The organism is Pedobacter sp. AC163 (genome assembly GCF_979258665.1).
The window spans coordinates 5,201,898-5,221,287 of record NZ_OZ409872.1 but is presented as its reverse complement, the minus strand read 5'-3'; the positions used below and the strand labels follow the sequence as shown (position 1 = coordinate 5,221,287).

The following is a 19,390-nucleotide window of genomic DNA, read 5'->3' as shown; positions in this document are numbered from 1 at the left end:
ATTAGTCTGGCATTCCAGGTAATTTTACCCCGCCATTTTTTAAATTTTTCATTAACTCTTGCTGAAAAGATAACTTTGTATCCATAAACCCATGAGCTTTCACCCAAATGTTCATGGCCACTTTGTAACCACTATCTTCTAAAGTCGATACCCCTATTCTACGTTCTGGAGTGTTGAGGCATTTTTTAAATTCGTCAACCGTTTGGTTAAAAACTTTGACTATTTGCTCAAATTCAATCCCATAACTAAACTTAATTTCAATATCTAGCCTTCTTACGCCTTCTTTGCTGATGTTGATGATTACTTCATTCGATAATTTACTGTTCGGTATTACTACTGATCTATTGTCGAAAGTTTTCACAATGGTATAGAAAATCTGTATTGATTTTACTGTACCTTCCTGCCCCTGAGCGATAATATTATCGCCTACTACAAACGGTTTTAGCAATAGTATCAGCACCCCACTTGCAAAATTTTGTAAAGTACCTGATAGCGCTAAACCGGCGGCTACTCCTATACCACCCACTAATACAGTTAAAAATGTCAGTTGGATTCCGATAATTTGCATTACAGTTAAAACCAAAAGCACTCTTAACGTAATGATGATTAGACTAGTAAGAAATGGTGTTAATGAAGGGTTTACTGCCCTCCGCGTCATTGCTGCTTTTGACCATTTACTAAAAATTTTAATAAGCCATAAACCAACAATTAATACAGCAATACCTAAAAGAACAGCCGGACCTTTCGCTATTACCCAATCAAAAATTTTATCGTAAAACCGATTAATATTATCCGAATCTATCTTCATAAATTAAACTCACTTACTTTTGTCTTTGTTAGGCGACTCCTTACTCACATCTACTTTTTTAGCGTCTTTTGCCGAAGTAACCTTTTCATCGGCTCCTTTTGCTTTTTCATCTTTTGGTGCAGTAGCTTTGCTTTTTTCTGCCGAAGTTTTTGAATTTTTCATCTGTTTTTAATTATTTAAGTTAACAAAACCCTACTCACTGCATGCGCCAACTAAATTACTCATCCCGATTGTGGCGTGAAATAGAGCGGATTTCATAGTTGAATATTTAATTTAGTTATCAGTAATTAACCACGCTTTGGCTTCTTCTAGTTCATCTGGTTTAAAACCTTTTGATGAACCTGGAGTTGCTATTGAGAATGCATCTGAAAACCATTCTACACTTTTCTCGTGGCTTAAAACAGCTATTTTTTTCCATTTAGTGAAATTTTGTAACCCCGCCTTAGCATCTTGAACCCAGGCACCAGCGGTAAAATTCTTTACATCAGTTTCCAACACCAATAAATACCTTATTTCGTCAAATCGATCTGCCGTTCGTTTTAAGCCGGGTAACAATACGTTCTTCAAATCATCACTGGTAACTTCGCCGGTAGCCCTCACACCAAATACATTATCGGGTAACCCTGTAATTTCTGTTAACATATTATTTAGTTTTTTATAGAACAAGTTAATTGGTGTAGATGTTTGGAAAGCGATTAAATTCTAAAAGGTTGTGTGTAAAACCAAACTCTAACTTCCTGATAACGTTATAGAAGAAGCATTTATAAAAAAAAGTATCCTATGAAAACCAATTTATTAAAGTTGTCATCTGCCCTTTGTGCGCTGGCGATGTCACTATCTGCCTGCACCAGTGGAGATAAAACAACAAACACTACAGATTCTGTAATGGCCGATTCGTCAACTGTCGTAGCGTTGAAACCAGCCGGTCCTCCGCCAGAGTGGGGTAAAACAATTAAACCGGAAATGCAAACTGTAATTGAAAAACTAGCGAGTTATGGAGATCAGCCTTTGGAAACCTTAGATCCAGCTGCTGCTCGTAAAAACCATACGCCAACCGATGCCGTTATGGATTTAGTAAAGCAAAATGAGATCAAAGTTCCAGCACCTAAAGTTGATACCAGCGGTAAGGACATCAATGTTGCTGGTGGAAAAATTCATGTTCGCATTTACACTCCTAAAGCCGGAAATGGTCCATATCCAGTGATTGTTTATTATCATGGTGGCGGTTTTGTTATTGCCAACTTAGATGTTTACAATGCCTCTGCACAGGGATTAGCAGAACAGGTTAATGCTGTAGTGGTATCCGTTGCTTACAGGCTTGCTCCAGAGAATAAATTCCCGACGGCGCACAACGATGCGTTTGCAGCCTATGAATGGGTAGTCAAAAATGCAGTTAGCTTAAAAGGTGACCCAGCGAAAATTGCTGTTGTTGGCGAGAGTGCCGGTGGTAATTTAGCAGCGAATGTATCTATTACGGCAAGAGATAAAAATATAATGATCCCTTTACACGAGGTTTTGATTTATCCTATTGCACAATCAAATATGGATACAGAATCTTATAAGCTTTATGCCAATGCTAAACCATTAAATAAAGCAATGATGGGTTGGTTTACAGAAAAATACTTAACCACAATGATTGAAGCACAAAATCCAAAAATTTCGCTGGTAAATGCAAATCTAAAAGGCTTACCTCCTACCACTATCATCACTGCAGAAATTGATCCTTTGCATGATGATGGAACAATATTAGCCAATAAACTAGCTGAAGCTGGCGTGAAGGTGAATAGCAGAAATTATGAAGGCGTAACACATGAATTTTTCGGAATGGCCCTTGTTGTTCCAGAAGCTAAAGCGGCTCAAGCTTATGCAGCAGAACAGTTAAAGGCTGCCTTCAAATAAGATAACGAAAAAAGGAGGCGATAAGGCCTCCTTTTTTTTTCATTCCAACACACTTAAGCTCCTTTTTTTGATCCCAAACTTTGCATCAATTGATCATATAAATCATCGCTCGTCGCTTTTTGTGGTTTCATTTTCTTTACTGTGGCTCGTTTGCCTTTGGCTTTTGCCTTAATTATTTTTAACAATTCTTCGCTGTAGTCATCTTTAAAAGCACTTAAATCAAATTCCGAACTATATTGTTTAATCAGCGCTAAACCGACGTCCATCTCCTTTTTAGTAATTGTGATGTCCGTTACTTTATTAATGTCTGATAAACTTCTAATCTCTTGTTCAAACCGAATTTTGGTAATTACAATTACACCTTCCATAGGATGAATAACGCAAAGGTTTTCGGTATTTCTTAAAACAAACCGAGCTACACCGGCTTTGCCAGATTTTTCTAATGCTTTTAATAGCAGTGCATAAGCCTTTCGACCCTGCTTCTCTGGTTCTGTATAATATGAGGTTTCGTAATAAATAGGATTTATCTCTTTGATATCGACAAAATTTTCGAGTTCAATAATTTTAGTTTTTTCCGGTGAAGCTTCTTCGAAATCGTGTTTATCTAAAATAATGTATTTGTCTTTAAGAAAATGTCCTTTAACAATTTTATCAAAAGGTACTTCCTTATGCGTTTTATCATTTACACGCATGTACCTAATTTTTTCATGATCGCGTTCATCAAGCATATCAAAATCCAGGTGCGTAGTTTGCACTCCTGAAAACAATTTTACAGGAATATTAACTAAACCGAATCCAATTGAACCTTTCCAAATCGATCTCATAGCAATAATGTTTAAATTTTATAGGTAACAAGACGATAATTCATATTGTTTTGTCATAATCAACAGAAATCTATCGAAAACAAAACCATTTACCATTGGCTATGTTAAATAAGGTATATCAACCTATTAGTACTTATGAAGATTGCATACATATCCACTTATCCTCCACGCGAATGCGGGTTAGCAACATTCAATCAGAATTTAGTTAACGCTTTAAGCTTAAACTCTTCTTATGATGCTCAAAATAGTTTCGTTGTTGCATTAAATGAATCAGATAATCTTGATGAGCATGCCTATCCGAAGGAAGTTAAGTTTGTAATAAGACAGCAGAATCAGCAAGATTATTTAGAAGCTGCAGATTTCATAAATAACAGTGATATCGAAACCTGCATCATCGAACACGAATTTGGAATTTATGGTGGTAATAGCGGGGTATTTTTACTCTCATTTATCAACAGATTAAAAAAGCCTTTTATTACCATCCTGCATACGGTATTAAAAGAACCCAATTTCATGCAGCAAACCATTATTAAAGAGATTGCATTAAAATCTTCGAAAATAGTGGTGATGAGTAAAAAAGCAGTTTTATTTTTAACCAGCATTTACCAAATTCCACAATCATCAATAAAATTAATTGAACATGGCGTTCCAGATCTGGAGCCTATTTTAAATAATGAAGTTGCTCAAAGTGAATTATTTAGAAACAGGAAAGTGCTATTCACCTTTGGCTTAATTAGTCGTAATAAGGGATTAGAAACGATGATAAAGGCGCTTCCGAGCATCGTTGCCCAACATCCTGATGTTTTATATGTGATTTTAGGAAACACACATCCGGGTGTTGTTAAACATAATGGAGAGGAATATCGCGATAGCCTTAAAGCTTTAGCTAAAGAGCTGGGTGTGGAAAATAACATTGCATTTGTAAATAAATTTGTTTCTGAAGAAGAATTACATCAATATTTAACTGCCTGCTACATTTATGTTACCCCGTATTTAAATGAAGCGCAAATCACCAGTGGAACACTATCATATGCTATTGGAGCAGGTGCAGCTGTAGTTTCTACTCCGTATTGGCATGCGCAAGAATTACTTGCAGATAACAGAGGTAAGTTGTTCGATTTTAAAAACGATGAGCAGCTAGCAAATGTAGTAAATGAATTATTAAATGATCAAAATAAGCATCAACAACTTAAATCAAATGCATACCAATATGGGTTAAATTTAAGGTGGCCAGCTATTGGAGATGTTTACATGAACGTTTTAGAGGAGGCATTATTCGCAGGCCAGAAACCATCTAGAGTTGTGCCGCCGATTATTGATGTTGAAGGAATGCCGGCTCTAAATTTAAGTCATATTTCTTTGTTGACTGATGATACAGGAATTATACAGCATGCCCGTTTTGGAATTCCGAATTTGAAGGAAGGATACTGTATAGATGATAATGCCAGAGCATTAATTATGGCTTTAATGGCTTTTGAGCAAGATAAAAATCAAAAAGCCCTGAAGCTAATTCCAGTCTATTTAAGTTTCATTCAATACATGCAGCGGGAAGATGGAAATTTTAGGAATTTTTTAAGCTTTAACAGAAATTATCTGGATGAAGTTGGATCTGAAGATTCGTTTGGTCGTACCATTTGGTCATTAGGTTATTTAATAAATGTCGCCCCAAATAACTCTTACCGAGAATTCGGAAGAGAATTATTCTCACATTCCGTTTCTCATTTTAAAAGTTTGAAATATTTGAGAGGCCAGGCTAACACCATCATTGGAGTAGCTTATTATTTAAAAACCCACCATGGTGATGAATTACTAATCAATGAAATTAACACCTTGGCAAATACACTTAAACAAGCGTATAACATTAATAAAGATGGCGAATGGCATTGGTTTGAAGATATTTTGACTTACGATAACGCCATTTTACCGTTGGCACTTCTTCATCACTATGAGGCTACCGGTAATATAGAATCGTATAAAATCGCTATGGAAAGTATTGAATTTTTAAATAAGTTTTCTTTCGAAAATGGTTATCTAAATCCTGTTGGGAATGATGGTTGGATGAAAAAGCATGGTAAAAATCCAATATATGATCAACAAGCTATTGAAACAATGGCGATGGTTTTGCTTTATGCCAAAACCTACGAGATTACCAAAGAAGAGAAATACCTTGACTTAATGCAGGTAAGTTACGAGTGGTTTTTAGGCAAAAACAGCCTCCACATTCCTCTGTACGATTTCGAAACCCATGGCTGTGCCGATGGCTTACAGTTTAACAGTGTGAATAGAAATCAAGGCGCTGAAAGTACGTTAGCTTATTTTATCTCCCACCTAGCCGTATTAAAGGCTGCCGAAGCTGAATATGCAACATTATCTTCTCCATTAGTAGAAAATGAAAAAGTAGAAAAATAGACTGTTCGAGCAAATAAAAAAAGGCTGATTCATCATCTGAATCAGCCTTTTTTTGTCCATTAGAGTTTAACTATTTATCGTTGTTTTCTAATAAACGATTTAGAAGTAACTCTAAATTTACGGTTGCGAATGAAGAACTGTAATCGGATAAACCGTAAGGTATAATCAACTCTCCATTGCTGATAATTGACCCACAAGAATAGACCACGTTTGGAACATAACCTTCACGCTCATCATTATTGGGTATAATTAGTGGTTCCATTAAATGCCCTATTTCTTTGGTTGGGTCGTCTAAATCTAACAACACTGCCCCAATACAATATCTCCTCATTGGGCCAACACCATGGGTTATAACCAGCCAACCCTTGTCAGTTTCAATCGGCGAACCACAGTTTCCTATTTGTACAAGCTCCCAACAGTAACGTGGTTGTTTTAGCAAAATTGGATTTTCCCAAACATTCACTTTGTCAGAGAACATGATGTAATTATTCCACCCATCTATCCTACTCATCATTACATATTTCCCGTTTATTTTACGGGGGAATAATGCTAAATTTTTATTTTGTGCACCATCTCCATATAGCGGAATCACTTTAAATTCATAGAAATCCTCCGTTTGTACCAATTTCGGAATGATAAGTGATCCATCAAATGCGGTATAAGTCGCGTAATACACTACTCTTCCATCATCTTTTATAAATTTTACAAACCTGGCATCTTCAATTCCTTTTCTTTCAAACTCTGAGATCGGGAAAATAACACGATCTGAAATATCGGTATCTTTTGAAAAACTTATCGTGTGGTAGGTATCAGAAAGCCAAAGCACTTTATCGAATTCAACCGATTTAACTGGGTTATCTTTATGTAAGCTTTTAGAATCTTTAATGATATTACTTAATGCAGTATACTCAAACTTATCATCCAATTTAGCTTCAATCTCCTCTAAAACCGAAGGATCAATTTGTGCATAGGCAGCCTTTTTAAGAAAAAGCTTTTTAACATAAATTGCATTTTTCACCACCTCAGCTTCATCAACATAATCGCCCACTGGCAGCACCTGAATATTATTATTTTTATCAATTAATGCCCTTCGGAAAACAATTGATGAAATGTGGCCTTCTCCAACAGCCCTGAAGCTTATAATTACTCTTTTCTCACCTTCCACTAAATCCGTTTGATCAGGATCATCTACAATACTGGGATTAAAAAAAGCAGCAGATTCAATTGAATATTCGTGTGTAAAATAAGCGCCGATCAATAACCGCTTATATTGATCAAGGTCTTCCATATCGGTATTTAATGTGGTGAACTGCTTTTTAAGCTTTTTACAATGCCGATTTAAAATCTTTGTGATATTCCTATGTCTTTTTGAGTATTCCTGCAGAATTGGCGAAATTAAGGAAAAAACTTTTTCGTCAGAAAACTCTAAAACTTTTCTGATCACCTCAAGTGCTCTTTCCTCTCCGTTAAAAAAAAAACGGGCAATAACACGTTTGGTATCGGGGTTTACCTTAACGGGTTTTCGTTCAATATATAATCTCATTTTTATGTTGATTTGATCGTTAATTCGAATTCTTTATCCGAATATTTTCAATATGTATATTAACTAAATTTACTATATAATTGTTTCTTTTTTTATCCTTTTGAGGATAATCTTTACCTTTAACATTATTGCTGTTCTCACCGGGATCAGCATTCTAAAAATACCATCATGCCTGAAAACATTATCCCAATTAATAGCGACAGCCGATTAGAAAAACTTTTATATTATGAAATTTTAAATTCACCAGCAGAGCACACATACGACAATATCAGCTGGTTGGCGGCTGCCATTTTTGAAGTGGAAAATGCTGGAATTTGCTTTATAACCAACGATGATATTTTTATAAAATCGCAAGTTGGAAAGAAGATTGAATTGTCAAAGAATGATAGTTTTCTATCTCCAGAATACTTAAAAGACTGGGGGGCAACAACAAATAATAGCGCAAGAAGTGATGAGCAAACTAAATATATAGCTGTACCCATCAAATCTCCTGATCATTTTGTAATTGGAGCACTTTATGTGTTTGGCGCTATCACGGCAGAACCAACGGAAAAACAAAAAGAAATGTTATCAACATTAGCAGAACTAGTTATTGATAAATTAGAAACCAGGATTGCCATCAGACAAACACTTACTGCGCAGGATGATCGCTTGCATGTACTCATTCACGATTTAAAAAATCCGATGACTACTATTTCTCTGCAATCGGAATTGGTGAGTAGAATGCCAAACATCGATGAAAAAGCGGGCTTGATTGCTTCAAAAATTAATTTGCAATCAAAAAAAATGGTCGGTAGTTTAAACGAAATTTTAAGCTCGGCTAAAAAAGTAAGTGGTTCGTTTAAACCACAAAAAAATAAAATCGATCTCAGAGAAATTTTAAATTCGGTTACCCAAAAACTAGCGCCACTAGCTAATAAAAAAAGTCAAAACTTTGATATTAAAATAAATTCGGCTTTAGAAATTTTTGGCGACGATGAAAAGATAACGGCACTGTTTTATCACATCTTACATAATTCAATTAAATTTTCTCCTGAAAATAGAATCATCACATTGTCGCATCAGCAAGAAGAAAATTTAATTACGATAGCTGTTAAAGATGAAGGCGTAGGTTTAAATGATATTGATTTGGAAAGACTTTTTATAAAATTTGCAGATCTAAGCGCCATACCAACTCATGGCGAAAATTCTAATGGTTTGGGCCTTACAGCTGTGAAAATGTTTGTAGATATGCATAAAGGTAAAATTTGGGCAGAGAGTGAAGGCAAAAATAAGGGCACTACTTTTTTTGTTCAGCTACCGATTAAATAATTAATCGAGCAATTCTGCCAAGCTCATTTCCTCAAGCGCAATTCTTTCTGGAGTTCCATTTTTCAGAAATGACCACTTGATTAAACGTATTACTCCATTTTCAATTTCAATGCCCGTAATATCGCCATCACTAAAACAACAACAACCACTATTAAAATAGCCCGGTTTGTACTGTTTAAATTCTGGCGCCTCATCCCCTTCCCGAATTCTTTTCTTCAATTCGGCATTTAATAAGTCAATTTCTTGTTGATTATTACTTAAAGTCGCTCTTTTTAACTTTAAATAGATCCGCTCCAAATGAGTGAGTGAAGCAAAAACAGGCTGATGCGTATGCCCGGTAATCAGCGAGGTATTTAGTTGTTTTATTTGCCAGCTATACATCATGCTGTTATGTTCGGTTTTAAGCTGATTATCGTAAGCCGGAGTATTAGGGTTAATTCGCAAAAAGGATTGTAAAGGTGCCCAAATTGTACTAACAAACCACTTACTAAACCAATTTCCGTCACTTTGTAAATCACCTTGATGACCATGAGTAAGGAAAATATTTAATTTTCTATCTGCTATAGTCGTTCTTAAAATCGCACCCTCATAAATAGGTATCTTTTTTCCGTAAATTCTATTTAGGTTGAAGCCAGCAAGTGGATCGTTATCCCAGTACAAATCGTGATTACCGAATATCTTTGTGAACGATTCAGAGAGTATAAATGCCTTCTCTGCCTCGAAAGTAGCTTTATTGTGTTTAATTACAGATTCCATTAAATTTTCCCATAGTTCTTCACTATCTCCCAGGTTGATGTAATGAAAATTTTCTCGATGATAATGAGCAAGCGCCGCTAAATAGTTTTTCTCTGCCAGAGCGAAATCATCAGCATAGTCTCTTGCGCCTTTATGCTGATCGGAAAAAATGATAAATTTATCATCCGGTTGTATATCGAAAACCAGTCCTCGTTTGCCGGGCTCGCCCAAAATAGTCTCATAAAGTTTCGTCAATGCTTCGTGAATACGTATCTGATTAGGTCGAGAACCAAACTTGTTAGAGAGGCTAATTACCCATTTTCCTAATAATCTTTGTAAAAAATTTCGCCTTGAAACTATTAATATGTAGATGAAAATAACAAAAAAGAGCTACAAACGTTTCGAAATCCCCATATTTAAAACTCGGTAACTTTTGCAGGAAATGTTCGGTAACAAATCATTTATTTTGGTTTCTTTTTTAGCTAATATACTTACATTAGTCTGCTAACCAAATGAAAACCAATATGACACCATATCAATTTAATAAACTACTAAAACCTTTTAGCTTAGCCATTGCCTTCCTTACTTTCAATAGCCTTTGCGCTTTGGCACAAAACAATAAAACTCCTGAATTACAATTGAGTAATGTCAAAAAAATCGCTCGATTAACAGGAACACCACTCAAAGGTGAACAACTTCCCAGTCCGAATAATACTGCAAAGGACTATGATGTTGGTGGAACTGATCTGGGAATTTTTTGGCAAATGGAAGGTTCAAAAGTCGGGATCTTTTTCGGTGATACCCATGGAAGAGAATTTATTGCTGAAAAAGATGGTAAAGGCGGTGGCAATGGTGCTAATTGGCGATCAAATGTTCTGGCATTTTCCAGCGACAATAATCTGGAGGATGGAATTACAATTGATTCTATGGTATTGGATGAAAACGGAAGTGCCAGAGAAATTTGTGCTGGTGGAAAGACGAATCCTAAAAAATACAATACCTCTATTCCAACAGCAGTTATTCGAGTAGGTAAAACAGATTATGTGCATTACATGAACATTTTTGATTGGGCAGGTAAAAATGGCCGATGGCTTACTAACTTTTCTTCGTTGTATGCCTCAGCAGATGACGGAAAAACCTGGACAAGAAAAGGAGAAGTAACCTTTAATGGCAATAGTAAGTTTTCTCAGATCTGTTATGCCAAGAGGGATGGTTTTGTTTATATGATAGGAAGCTTAGCCGGTCGTGGTGGGCCGGGATATTTGGCTAGGATTAAGGAAAAAGAAATGCTGAATTTAAATCAATACGAATATTGGAATGGTGATTCGAAAAAGTGGTTCAAAGCTGATGAAGGTAAAGCGACCATTATTATACCCGGACCCATTGGTGAGGCCTCCCTCCTATATCATAAGAAATTTCAACGATGGATCATTGCTTACAGCTACGATTCAGCTTATGATCCAATCGCGAAAAGTAAATTCCATGCCATGGTTTATCGCGATGCCAAAAGTATTAATGGAACCTGGAGCAATCTAAAAATATTAGCCGATGTTAACCAATTTAAAGGATTATACTGTCCTTATATTTATCCATTAAAAAATAACGACGATCATTTATACTTTACTATGTCGCAGTGGGAACCCTATAATGTTTACCTCATGAAAGCTGATATCAGCACGAAATAGCTAGGCATCTTCCCCATTCCAAACATCATCATCCGCATGTTTTATCTCATCATGGCTAGATGTTGATGACTTGAAAAGCTCATCATGGTGGTAATTTCTTTCTGGATTTTCAGGTAACATATCATCATGTTGCAATGCTATTTTACGCAGGTGCTCTGGTTTTTTAACTTCTGGTAAATCATCATGAATTACTGAAGGAGTTAAAATTTTTTTACCGGGATTAGATTTGTTTTCCATAATGCGAGTTGCTCAAATTTCAAGCCATAACTTGATTGTAAAAAACAATACCCGCCTATTATTTGGCAGGTATTGTTATAAAAATTAATAGTTTCCAGTTACTCCTACTTCCAAACCTCTCAGTTCTGCAAGTCCGCGTAAACGCCCAATGGCCGAATAACCTGGGTTGGTCTGCTTTGCAAGATCATCCAGCATCTGGTGCCCATGATCCGGACGGAAAGGAATCGGCTGTTCTCTTTTGGCATTTTCTTCCGTCAGTGCCTTCATTATCTCGAACATGTTTACATCACCGCCCAAATGGTCGGCCTCATAAAAACTGCCGTCATCATCTTTTTTAACGTTGCGCAGATGCGCAAAATAAACCCGCTCTTTAACTGCATTAAAAATGGCCAGGGTGTCGTTTTTCATTCCCGCACCCAAAGATCCGGTACAAAAACAAACGCCGTTAAAGGCCTGATTTACCTCGTTGATGATATATTCAAAATCTTCCAGCGTACTCGCTATCCGTGGCAGACCCAGAATTGGATAAGGCGGGTCATCAGGATGGATCGTCATCTTTATCCCTTCTTCGGTACAAACTCCGGCAATGGCGTTAAGGAAAAATTTCAGGTTTTCTTTCAGTCCCTTCGTACCTATTGCCGCGTATTCGTTTATGCTGGCCCTAAGGGTTTCCAGCTCAATTTCCTTTTCGTTGGGAATGCCCATCAGCACATTGGTGCGCAGATCCTGCAGTTCCGCTTCGTTCAGCGTGGCGAATTTTTCGTTTGCTCTTTTGAGGATGGATGAATTGTAATCAGCCTCCGCATTTTCTCTCTTCAGGATATGCAGATCAAAGATGGCTAGATCGATCCAGTCGAAATAAAGTGCCTTTGACCCGTCGGCCATCTCCAGATCGAGCTGGGTACGTGTCCAGTCCAGAACAGGCATAAAATTATAGCATACCGTTTTGATGCCGCACTGCGAAAGGTTGCGAAGTGAAATCCGGTAATTTTCCAGGTAGTGTTCCGCATCATGTCTGCGGGTTTTTATCGCCTCGTGAACAGGTACGCTTTCCACTACCGACCAGGTTAAACCTGCAGCTTCAATAATCGCTTTGCGCTCCCTGATATCTTTCAACGGCCAAACCTCGCCATGTGGAATGTGGTGCAAAGCAGTTACAATTCCGGTTGCACCGGCCTGTTTAACATCCTGCAGACTTACCGGGTCGTTCGGACCATACCAGCGCCAGGTTTGTTCCAGTTTTTTATATTTCATTTCCATAATTTAAACTCCCGAAAAAGCACCAAAACCGCCGTCAAACTTAATTTTTTACACAGCGAAAAGTCCGTTTCTAAATGCTCTATCTAAAAGTCCGGCTAGCATAACAACCTGATTTTTGATAGAAAACCGTTGCTGGATATTTCTGCTATTAGTTTTCTATCTTATTATTCTACGACTAACGTGGCAATGGAATGCGGCAAGCTAGTTGTTGTTGCTGCCATACCTTTTATCCATAAGCTGTACTTTAGCTTTTCATCCGATTGATTCATCACCACAACAACTAATTTTCCATCGGAATTTAAAAACGACGTAGATTGTAATAGGTCACGGCTGGATGCAGAACCAATTCTTTTCGCTCCAGGACGAATAAATTTAGAAAAGTGCCCCATATAATAATAGGCATTGGTATAAATCAACTTATCATTCTTGGTATCTGCATGCACCGGAGCGAAACAGAAGTTGCCTACATGGTTTGGACCTCCATTTTCATCTAACAAAATATTCCAATCTGTCCAGGCAGCTGTGCCCGCATTAAAATCGTTAATCATTGAATAACCGTAGCGCTCGCCCAAAGTCCAGTCGTCCAATTTATTCACATCGTACTTCTCTTTACATCCTTCAGTAAAAATTAACGCTTTATCAGGATAGGCTTCATGCACCTGGCGAACGTTTCCGAACTGCATTCCACTGCCTGTCCATGTTTCATACCAGTGAAACCCAATTCCCCAAACATATTTTGCAGCTTCCTTATCGTTTAAAATTGTACTTGCTCTTTGGAAAATCTGATCACGATTGTGATCCCAAGCGATTAATTTTTTACTACTCAATCCTGATTTTTGCAAAGTTGGACCTAAAAAGTTTTTAATAAAATCACGTTCTTCCTCTGCAGTGTACACGCAAGATTCCCAGATTTGTTTCGCCATTGGCTCATTTTGAACAGATAAACCCCAAATTGGCATGCCCATGGCTTCATAGGCTTTAATGAATTTTACATAGTGGTTGGCCCAACTCTGGCGATACTGAGGCAATAAATGTCCACCTTTAATTAAACTATTATTATCTTTCATCCAAGCTGGGGGCGACCACGGACTTACATAAAGCGCTAGCATTCCTCCGGCAGCAGCAGTTGCCTGCTTTATTAAAGGAATTTTATATTGCTCATCATGCGCAACGCTGAATGTTTTTAAATCTTTGTCGTTATCCTGAACATAGGCATAACTTCCGCTCGAAAAATCGCAACTAGCTATATTGGTACGTGCTAAAGTGTAACCAATACCTTTATCTTTATTGTAATATGCTGCTAGTAATTCTTGCTGGTTTTTCTTAGAAAGCTTGGCAAATGTTTCTGCAGAAGCATCTGTAAGTGCTCCACCAATGCCTACCAGCGTTTGATACTTAATTGTAGGATCTACAAAAATAGTCGGCTCCGTTTCAAAAGGCTGCTTATTCTCTACAAAATTTAAAGTTTCAGTTTTGCTTATGCGATAATCGGTTTTTTCAGCGGTAGTATAAACCGTTACTTTTTTATTTCCGATGTTATACTTTTCAACTGTTTGACTAGGTTTTTTTTGTTGTGCAACTGCTGTAAATACAGTTGCTAAAACCAATAGGATACTTAGCTTTTGTTTCATTTTATATTTTTTAAATCAACAGCCTTTTGTTTGGCCATCATTCATTTCAAACTTCGAATTTCCGAATAAAAGATTCATTAAAGTCACAAAATGATAATTATTAGCAATTATTTTTAAACTTTTTAGATAACCATTTATCTATCAACGACTATAGCCATTGTGCTGGATTGTTACTTATACTTCTCCTGCATTTCACCATAAAAATTTTTCAATACGAAGTAAGCTTTTTTCTTCTCGCCAGTTTCAGAGATAAGGCCTTTTCTATTCCAAAAATTTTGGTACACTGGATGCTGCCTACGCGGCGATCTGAAATCCGTTAAAATCCAAGGGGTAATCCCTCTTAATGATTTTATTTTGCTCAACATCGTAATTTGATTTTTGTATAAAGCTTCCTGATATTCCTCGCTCCAACGTGTATTTTCATCAGCATGGAAACCCGCTAATGCATCGCCACCAAATTCGCTTATTACCACTGGCTTATTATATTTAATATTGAAATCGTATTTTGTAATTTCACTTGGCACACCGCCGAAATACCAGCCAGCATACTCATTAAAGCTTACCAAATCAATTTTTTCGCCGAGCGGATCATTCAAAATCATCGTGTTTCCTTCGCGATGCACCTCGAGTGCAGCTGCTATTAAACGGGTATCATCTAAAGTGCGGGCAGTTTCCACCAAATTACTCATGAAACTTAAACGGGCATCGCTTAACGGCGTTTCATTACCAACCGACCAAATAATTACACTTGCCCGGTTTTTATCACGAACAATTAAATCTGTAAGCTGCTGTTTGGCATTGGCGTAGGTGGCTGGGTTTGTCCAGCTGATGGTCCAATAAACCGGTACTTCAGCCCAAACCATTAGGCCCATTTCATCGGCCAAACGGAGCATTTTTTCATTGTGAGGATAGTGTGCCAGCCTAACATAATTGCAGTTCATATCTTTTGCCCATTGCAGCATCATTCGCATATCTCCATCAGAACGCAGGCGTCCTGCCAGTATAGGATTTTCATCATGAAGCGAAATACCCCTTAAAAAAACAGATTTCCCGTTTAACAAAATACTATCGCCTTTTGCCTCTATCGTTCTGAAACCAATCTTATCATCGATATTTTCTTTATCAGATTTAATGTTTGCAGCATATAATTTTGGGCTTTCAGGCGACCATAAACTTAAATTGTTCCAGGTAAATTCATCATTAACTTTTCCTTCACTATCTGTTTTATATTTCTTCTCAAGCTTTAATTCCGGAATTGATAGTGTGATATCTTGTCCAGCAGTGGCATCTGATAATTTTAAAGAAAAACTAACTAAATTATTGTTTCCTTTTACCAGCTGCAATTTATAATCGCTGATAAAATGATCAGGGAATTCAGCTATATACACCTCTCGTGTGATGCCACCGTAATTCCACCAATCGGTATTTACAGTTGGAATTTCATCCGGCCTTCTGGTATTATCAACCTTCACAACGAGTGAATTTTCGCCAGTTTTTAATTTATTGGTTACATCGAATTGAAAAGGCGTAAAACCACCTTTATGCACACCGAGTTTTTTACCGTTTAAATAAACATGGGCTTCATAATTAACAGCTCCAAAATAGACAAAGTATTTCTTACCCTTCTCTGGTTTGGCGTCAAATCTTTTACGCAGCCAGATTGTGCCTTCATAAAGTTCGAGTTTTTCCGACTGCGAATTCCAATCGCCGGGCACATTCATTTGAGGAGAACCAGTAAAATTGTATTCTATCAATTCGGATTTATCTTTCTGCTCCCGATCGTCAAAAAAACCGCCTGTTCCTGTTTTGGATTGATCATACGGCTGATGACGATAATCGTAGTATCCATTTTCATAGGGATCGATAATATAATTCCATTTGCCGTTTAGACTTTGAATATTTCTACCTTGAATGTTTTGTATTGAACTAACTTGTGAGAAGCAAATAGATGAAAGAAGCGTAAATAGAAGTAAAAAAACTCTAAATTTTAAATTGGGCATAATGATTTAATTTTTAGGGTAGCAGCACATACTTATCATGCTTTCGGAATGTATAAAAGCAATTTTTAAACGATTAAGCTACCCCCATAAAGTAATTTAACGCAAATAACAATGCCAAATATATTGAATTATTTGAAAGGCTTTGGATTGGATTTGATTTTAAAAGAACAAGGTAACAAGTTTTCTACGAGGAAGTTTCCTTTGTTTACGTAAGCGAAACAGCATTATTTTTAATCTCATTTCGATGTTTCTCATTGTAAATAAAAGCACCAACAATAAGCAACCCGGCTAGGCCCTCGAAAGCTACAACTGTTTGTGTACCAAATTGATGTGCGAGATACCCCATAAGCAAACTTCCTATTGGTAAAACGCCCTGATAAGCCATAATATAATAGCTCAAGGTCCTTCCCCTCATTAAATCATCAGCATGCGTTTGCAAGTAAGTATTTATGGATGAAGTTTGCGCCATTAAACCCAGCGCAGCCAAACCTGTACAGATTAATGCTAAAATTAACGAAGGACTAATGGCTAAAGCCACTACAGAAACAGCCAGCAGGATGCCTGAAACCATCACTATTTTTTGTAAGTTTTGATTCACCTTTAGTGTGGCCATATAAATTGCACCGAAAAAGGCACCGAAACCTGCAGCACTTTCAAACCAGCCGAAAGTGGTTGCTGTTCCGTTGAAAATATCTTTTGCAAAAACAGGTAATAAGGTTGTAAATGGGATGACTAACAGACTTGACGCTGCCATCATTATAATCATTGATGCCAAATCTGGCGATGATTTTAAATAATCGTAACCTTTTCGAAGATCAACCCATATATTTTCTCTTGATTTTGAGTGCTCTTGCAGTTTCAGTTTCATCATCACTAAACAAACAATTACTGCAATAAAACTGAGGAAATTAATCAAAAAGCACATATCCTCTCCCAACGTACTTAAAATTACTCCTGCCAAGGCTGGGCCAACCAATCTGGCTGCATTAAAAACCGAAGAGTTAAGTGCAATAGCATTTGGTAGATCTTCTTTGTCCTCTACCAGATTAACCATAAGCGACTGTCGGGCAGTCACATCAAACGAATTTACCAGGCCTTGAACAAGCGATAAAGCAGCAATCCAGAATATATCATAAACTTTAAACCAAATCATTACCGCAAGCGCTCCAGCTTGAAGCATCAGGATGACCTGAGTAATCATTAAGATTTTGTACTTGTTATGTCTATCCACATAACTCCCGGCATATGGCGCCAAAACTAAAGATGGGATCAAACTTAAAAAAGTAATTAAACCCAGTAAAAATGCAGATTCGGTGATTTGGTACACCAACCAACTTACCGCAACACGCTGCATCCAGGTGCCTACAAGCGAAATGGCTTGGCCTGTAAAGAATAATCTATAATTGTAATGTTTTAATGAACGAAAAATACCCATATCTAAAATAGTAAAGTAACTTTACAAAAGTAAGATTTTAAACGGGATACAAGAAATTGTAAACAGGATATTTAATCATTTTAAAATCATAAACGAGACATTATTTTGGATCAGGAGAGAATAATAAATTAATATTTACCGTATATTTGTAAAGCTTATTTACTAAAAATGCAAACAGAAACTCAAGAAATTGCCGCTAAATTAAGAAGCACAGTTACCCGTTTAACCAGACAGTTGCGGAAACAGAATGTGAGTTCTTCATTTAGTAATGCTGAACTACTGACGATGTCGTTACTGGAACAGCATGGTAAAATGTTATCTACAGAGCTGGCAGATTTGGAACGGGTTTCTAAGCAGGCAATCTCTCAAATCATCAATCGGTTGGTAGAGGCGAAATGTGTCGAACGCCAACCAAGTGCAGACGACAAACGAAAAACTTTTATCAGCTTAACTAAACTGGGCGAAAAACATATCATCGCCACAAGAAAAATTAAAGAAGAGTGGCTTGTACAAACGATGGAAAAGATTTTCTCAACAGAAGAGATTATGCTTATACAAGCTTTTCTCCCTTTACTATCTCGTTTGGTAGAACATAATGGTGCAAGGGTATAATTTACTTTATGATTATGCAAATAAGCCGTACCTTGCAAATTCAAAATGGCATTATATTTTACCTCTATAAATTCGGGCAGCAACGGCAATTGTTATTACATTGGTAACGATGACGAAGCCGTTTTGGTAGATGTCGGATTGACTTGTAAAGAGGTAGAAACCCGAATCAATCGGCTAGGTTTATCTTTAAAAAAAATCAAAGCCATTTTCATCTCACACGAACATAGCGATCACATCAAAGGTTTAAGCGTTTTCGCAAAAAAACATCAGCTACCTGTTTATATTAGTACGCCTACTTATAAGAGCAGCAAGCTGACTTTAATTGAAGATAATGTTTTTACTATTTCTCATTTACAAGAAATTAAAATAGGCAAATTGAACATTCTTGCTTTTTCTAAATTTCATGATGCTGCAGATCCGTATAGCTTTACCATAGAATGCAATGATGTGCGGGTTGGAGTTTTTACTGATATTGGCGCCATTTGCGATAGATTGATTACGCAGTTCAAAACCTGCCATGCAGCATTTTTAGAGGCAAATTATTGTCCCAACATGCTCGCTAGCGGAAGCTACCCTTATTTTTTAAAGCGAAGAATTACAAGTGGCCACGGGCACTTAAGCAACACACAGGCCCTTGAGCTTTTTCAAAATCATAAGCCTGCTTTTATGACCCACCTATTGCTTAGTCACCTTTCAAAAGATAATAATAACCCTGTTTTAGTTGAGGAAATTTTCAAAAACGTAGCCGGAGAAACGTTTGTTCAGGTAGCATCGCGTGATCAGGAAACTCCGTTATTTTATGTAAATAATAACAACGTTCAAAAATCTACATACCATTTTAATCCAACGGAATACGTTCCTGATCAGTTAAACTTATTTAGTTAAAAAAATGGGTTTAGATAAGCTTAGAAAAAAATCTCTCAAAGCAAAATAGTAAATTTATTTTTTTTCAAACTTTTTTTTGAGCTATTGGTTATCTATATACTTCATAAATAGTTTGT

At 36.9% G+C, this 19,390-nt stretch carries 17 protein-coding genes; 6 read left to right on the top strand and 11 right to left on the bottom strand.

Translation table 11 applies throughout. The features are described from left to right. Nucleotide 1: 1 nt before the first annotated feature. The 3 genes from ACZZZK_RS22620 to ACZZZK_RS22610 all read right to left on the bottom strand — a co-directional run bounded on the left by ACZZZK_RS22620 (nucleotide 2) and on the right by ACZZZK_RS22610 (nucleotide 1,450). A complete protein-coding gene (locus tag ACZZZK_RS22620; protein WP_463486118.1) occupies nucleotides 2-808 on the bottom strand; it encodes a mechanosensitive ion channel family protein in 807 nt (268 codons plus the stop codon). Nucleotides 809-817: 9 nt separating this feature from the next. Beyond that, a complete protein-coding gene (locus ACZZZK_RS22615; protein ID WP_265801052.1) occupies nucleotides 818-970 on the bottom strand; it encodes a hypothetical protein in 153 nt (50 codons plus the stop codon). A gap of 111 nt (nucleotides 971-1,081) precedes the next feature. Next, nucleotides 1,082-1,450, bottom strand: coding sequence for a SpoIIAA family protein (locus ACZZZK_RS22610; protein WP_463486117.1), 369 nt, complete (start codon nucleotides 1,448-1,450; stop codon nucleotides 1,082-1,084). A gap of 138 nt (nucleotides 1,451-1,588) precedes the next feature. Between ACZZZK_RS22610 and ACZZZK_RS22605 the strand changes: the two genes are divergently transcribed. Then, the gene (locus ACZZZK_RS22605; protein WP_463486116.1) at nucleotides 1,589-2,707 is read left to right on the top strand and encodes an alpha/beta hydrolase; all 1,119 of its coding nucleotides are present in this window, start codon (nucleotides 1,589-1,591) and stop codon (nucleotides 2,705-2,707) included. Between the two features lie 53 nt (nucleotides 2,708-2,760). On the opposite strand, the gene ku is transcribed toward ACZZZK_RS22605, so the two are convergent. Continuing rightward, on the bottom strand, nucleotides 2,761-3,531 hold the full coding sequence (gene ku, locus ACZZZK_RS22600; protein WP_463486115.1) for a non-homologous end joining protein Ku: 771 nt from the start codon (nucleotides 3,529-3,531) through the stop codon (nucleotides 2,761-2,763). A gap of 135 nt (nucleotides 3,532-3,666) precedes the next feature. Between ku and ACZZZK_RS22595 the strand changes: the two genes are divergently transcribed. After that, a complete protein-coding gene (locus ACZZZK_RS22595) occupies nucleotides 3,667-5,940 on the top strand; it encodes a glycosyltransferase family 4 protein (RefSeq protein ID WP_463486114.1) in 2,274 nt (757 codons plus the stop codon). Between the two features lie 70 nt (nucleotides 5,941-6,010). On the opposite strand, the gene ACZZZK_RS22590 is transcribed toward ACZZZK_RS22595, so the two are convergent. Beyond that, on the bottom strand, nucleotides 6,011-7,483 hold the full coding sequence (locus tag ACZZZK_RS22590) for a glycoside hydrolase family 130 protein (protein ID WP_463486113.1): 1,473 nt from the start codon (nucleotides 7,481-7,483) through the stop codon (nucleotides 6,011-6,013). A 168-nt stretch (nucleotides 7,484-7,651) separates the two neighbouring features. On the opposite strand from ACZZZK_RS22590, the gene ACZZZK_RS22585 reads away from it, so the two are divergent. After that, nucleotides 7,652-8,794 carry a sensor histidine kinase gene (locus ACZZZK_RS22585; protein WP_463486112.1) on the top strand — a complete coding sequence of 381 codons (1,143 nt, stop codon included), beginning with the start codon at nucleotides 7,652-7,654 and terminating at the stop codon, nucleotides 8,792-8,794. Here the strand turns inward: ACZZZK_RS22585 and ACZZZK_RS22580 are convergent, their stop codons facing one another. After that, nucleotides 8,795-9,784, bottom strand: coding sequence for a metallophosphoesterase (locus tag ACZZZK_RS22580; protein ID WP_463486111.1), 990 nt, complete (start codon nucleotides 9,782-9,784; stop codon nucleotides 8,795-8,797). Nucleotides 9,785-10,041: 257 nt separating this feature from the next. Between ACZZZK_RS22580 and ACZZZK_RS22575 the strand changes: the two genes are divergently transcribed. Beyond that, a complete protein-coding gene (locus tag ACZZZK_RS22575; RefSeq protein ID WP_463486110.1) occupies nucleotides 10,042-11,214 on the top strand; it encodes a DUF4185 domain-containing protein in 1,173 nt (390 codons plus the stop codon). Here ACZZZK_RS22575 and ACZZZK_RS22570 read toward each other — a convergent pair whose 3' ends face one another. From ACZZZK_RS22570 to ACZZZK_RS22550, 5 genes are all read right to left on the bottom strand, one after another. Beyond that, nucleotides 11,215-11,451 (bottom strand): hypothetical protein, encoded by a 237-nt coding sequence (locus ACZZZK_RS22570; protein ID WP_463486109.1) that lies wholly within the window; start codon nucleotides 11,449-11,451, stop codon nucleotides 11,215-11,217. A gap of 84 nt (nucleotides 11,452-11,535) precedes the next feature. Beyond that, nucleotides 11,536-12,705 carry a mannonate dehydratase gene (uxuA, locus tag ACZZZK_RS22565; protein WP_463486108.1) on the bottom strand — a complete coding sequence of 390 codons (1,170 nt, stop codon included), beginning with the start codon at nucleotides 12,703-12,705 and terminating at the stop codon, nucleotides 11,536-11,538. Between the two features lie 170 nt (nucleotides 12,706-12,875). Then, nucleotides 12,876-14,342 carry a glycoside hydrolase family 30 protein gene (locus ACZZZK_RS22560; protein WP_463486107.1) on the bottom strand — a complete coding sequence of 489 codons (1,467 nt, stop codon included), beginning with the start codon at nucleotides 14,340-14,342 and terminating at the stop codon, nucleotides 12,876-12,878. Nucleotides 14,343-14,512: 170 nt separating this feature from the next. Beyond that, nucleotides 14,513-16,342, bottom strand: a complete 1,830-nt coding sequence (locus tag ACZZZK_RS22555; protein WP_463486106.1) for a glycoside hydrolase family 2 protein — start codon at nucleotides 16,340-16,342, stop codon at nucleotides 14,513-14,515. Nucleotides 16,343-16,547: 205 nt separating this feature from the next. Next, the gene (locus tag ACZZZK_RS22550; protein WP_463486105.1) at nucleotides 16,548-17,777 is read right to left on the bottom strand and encodes an MFS transporter; all 1,230 of its coding nucleotides are present in this window, start codon (nucleotides 17,775-17,777) and stop codon (nucleotides 16,548-16,550) included. Between the two features lie 168 nt (nucleotides 17,778-17,945). Between ACZZZK_RS22550 and ACZZZK_RS22545 the strand changes: the two genes are divergently transcribed. Together ACZZZK_RS22545 and ACZZZK_RS22540 are read left to right on the top strand one after the other, a co-directional pair. Then, nucleotides 17,946-18,389: a MarR family winged helix-turn-helix transcriptional regulator gene (locus tag ACZZZK_RS22545; RefSeq protein ID WP_463486104.1), complete on the top strand. Its 444-nt coding sequence runs from the start codon at nucleotides 17,946-17,948 to the stop codon at nucleotides 18,387-18,389. A 45-nt stretch (nucleotides 18,390-18,434) separates the two neighbouring features. Then, nucleotides 18,435-19,274 (top strand): MBL fold metallo-hydrolase, encoded by an 840-nt coding sequence (locus ACZZZK_RS22540; protein ID WP_463486103.1) that lies wholly within the window; start codon nucleotides 18,435-18,437, stop codon nucleotides 19,272-19,274. Nucleotides 19,275-19,390 lie beyond the last annotated feature (116 nt).

Bases quoted from the DNA above. Each gene is read 5' to 3' on its own strand.
- ACZZZK_RS22590 (WP_463486113.1), bottom strand. From the start codon at position 7,483: ATGAGATTATATATTGAACGAAAACCCGTTAAGGTAAACCCCGATACC.
- ACZZZK_RS22540 (WP_463486103.1), top strand. From the start codon at position 18,435: ATGGCATTATATTTTACCTCTATAAATTCGGGCAGCAACGGCAATTGT.
- ku (WP_463486115.1), bottom strand. From the start codon at position 3,531: ATGAGATCGATTTGGAAAGGTTCAATTGGATTCGGTTTAGTTAATATT.
- ACZZZK_RS22575 (WP_463486110.1), top strand. From the start codon at position 10,042: ATGAAAACCAATATGACACCATATCAATTTAATAAACTACTAAAACCT.
- ACZZZK_RS22560 (WP_463486107.1), bottom strand. From the start codon at position 14,342: ATGAAACAAAAGCTAAGTATCCTATTGGTTTTAGCAACTGTATTTACA.
- ACZZZK_RS22610 (WP_463486117.1), bottom strand. From the start codon at position 1,450: ATGTTAACAGAAATTACAGGGTTACCCGATAATGTATTTGGTGTGAGG.
- ACZZZK_RS22585 (WP_463486112.1), top strand. From the start codon at position 7,652: ATGCCTGAAAACATTATCCCAATTAATAGCGACAGCCGATTAGAAAAA.
- uxuA (WP_463486108.1), bottom strand. From the start codon at position 12,705: ATGAAATATAAAAAACTGGAACAAACCTGGCGCTGGTATGGTCCGAAC.
- ACZZZK_RS22595 (WP_463486114.1), top strand. From the start codon at position 3,667: ATGAAGATTGCATACATATCCACTTATCCTCCACGCGAATGCGGGTTA.
- ACZZZK_RS22620 (WP_463486118.1), bottom strand. From the start codon at position 808: ATGAAGATAGATTCGGATAATATTAATCGGTTTTACGATAAAATTTTT.
- ACZZZK_RS22615 (WP_265801052.1), bottom strand. From the start codon at position 970: ATGAAAAATTCAAAAACTTCGGCAGAAAAAAGCAAAGCTACTGCACCA.
- ACZZZK_RS22555 (WP_463486106.1), bottom strand. From the start codon at position 16,342: ATGCCCAATTTAAAATTTAGAGTTTTTTTACTTCTATTTACGCTTCTT.
- ACZZZK_RS22545 (WP_463486104.1), top strand. From the start codon at position 17,946: ATGCAAACAGAAACTCAAGAAATTGCCGCTAAATTAAGAAGCACAGTT.
- ACZZZK_RS22570 (WP_463486109.1), bottom strand. From the start codon at position 11,451: ATGGAAAACAAATCTAATCCCGGTAAAAAAATTTTAACTCCTTCAGTA.
- ACZZZK_RS22550 (WP_463486105.1), bottom strand. From the start codon at position 17,777: ATGGGTATTTTTCGTTCATTAAAACATTACAATTATAGATTATTCTTT.
- ACZZZK_RS22605 (WP_463486116.1), top strand. From the start codon at position 1,589: ATGAAAACCAATTTATTAAAGTTGTCATCTGCCCTTTGTGCGCTGGCG.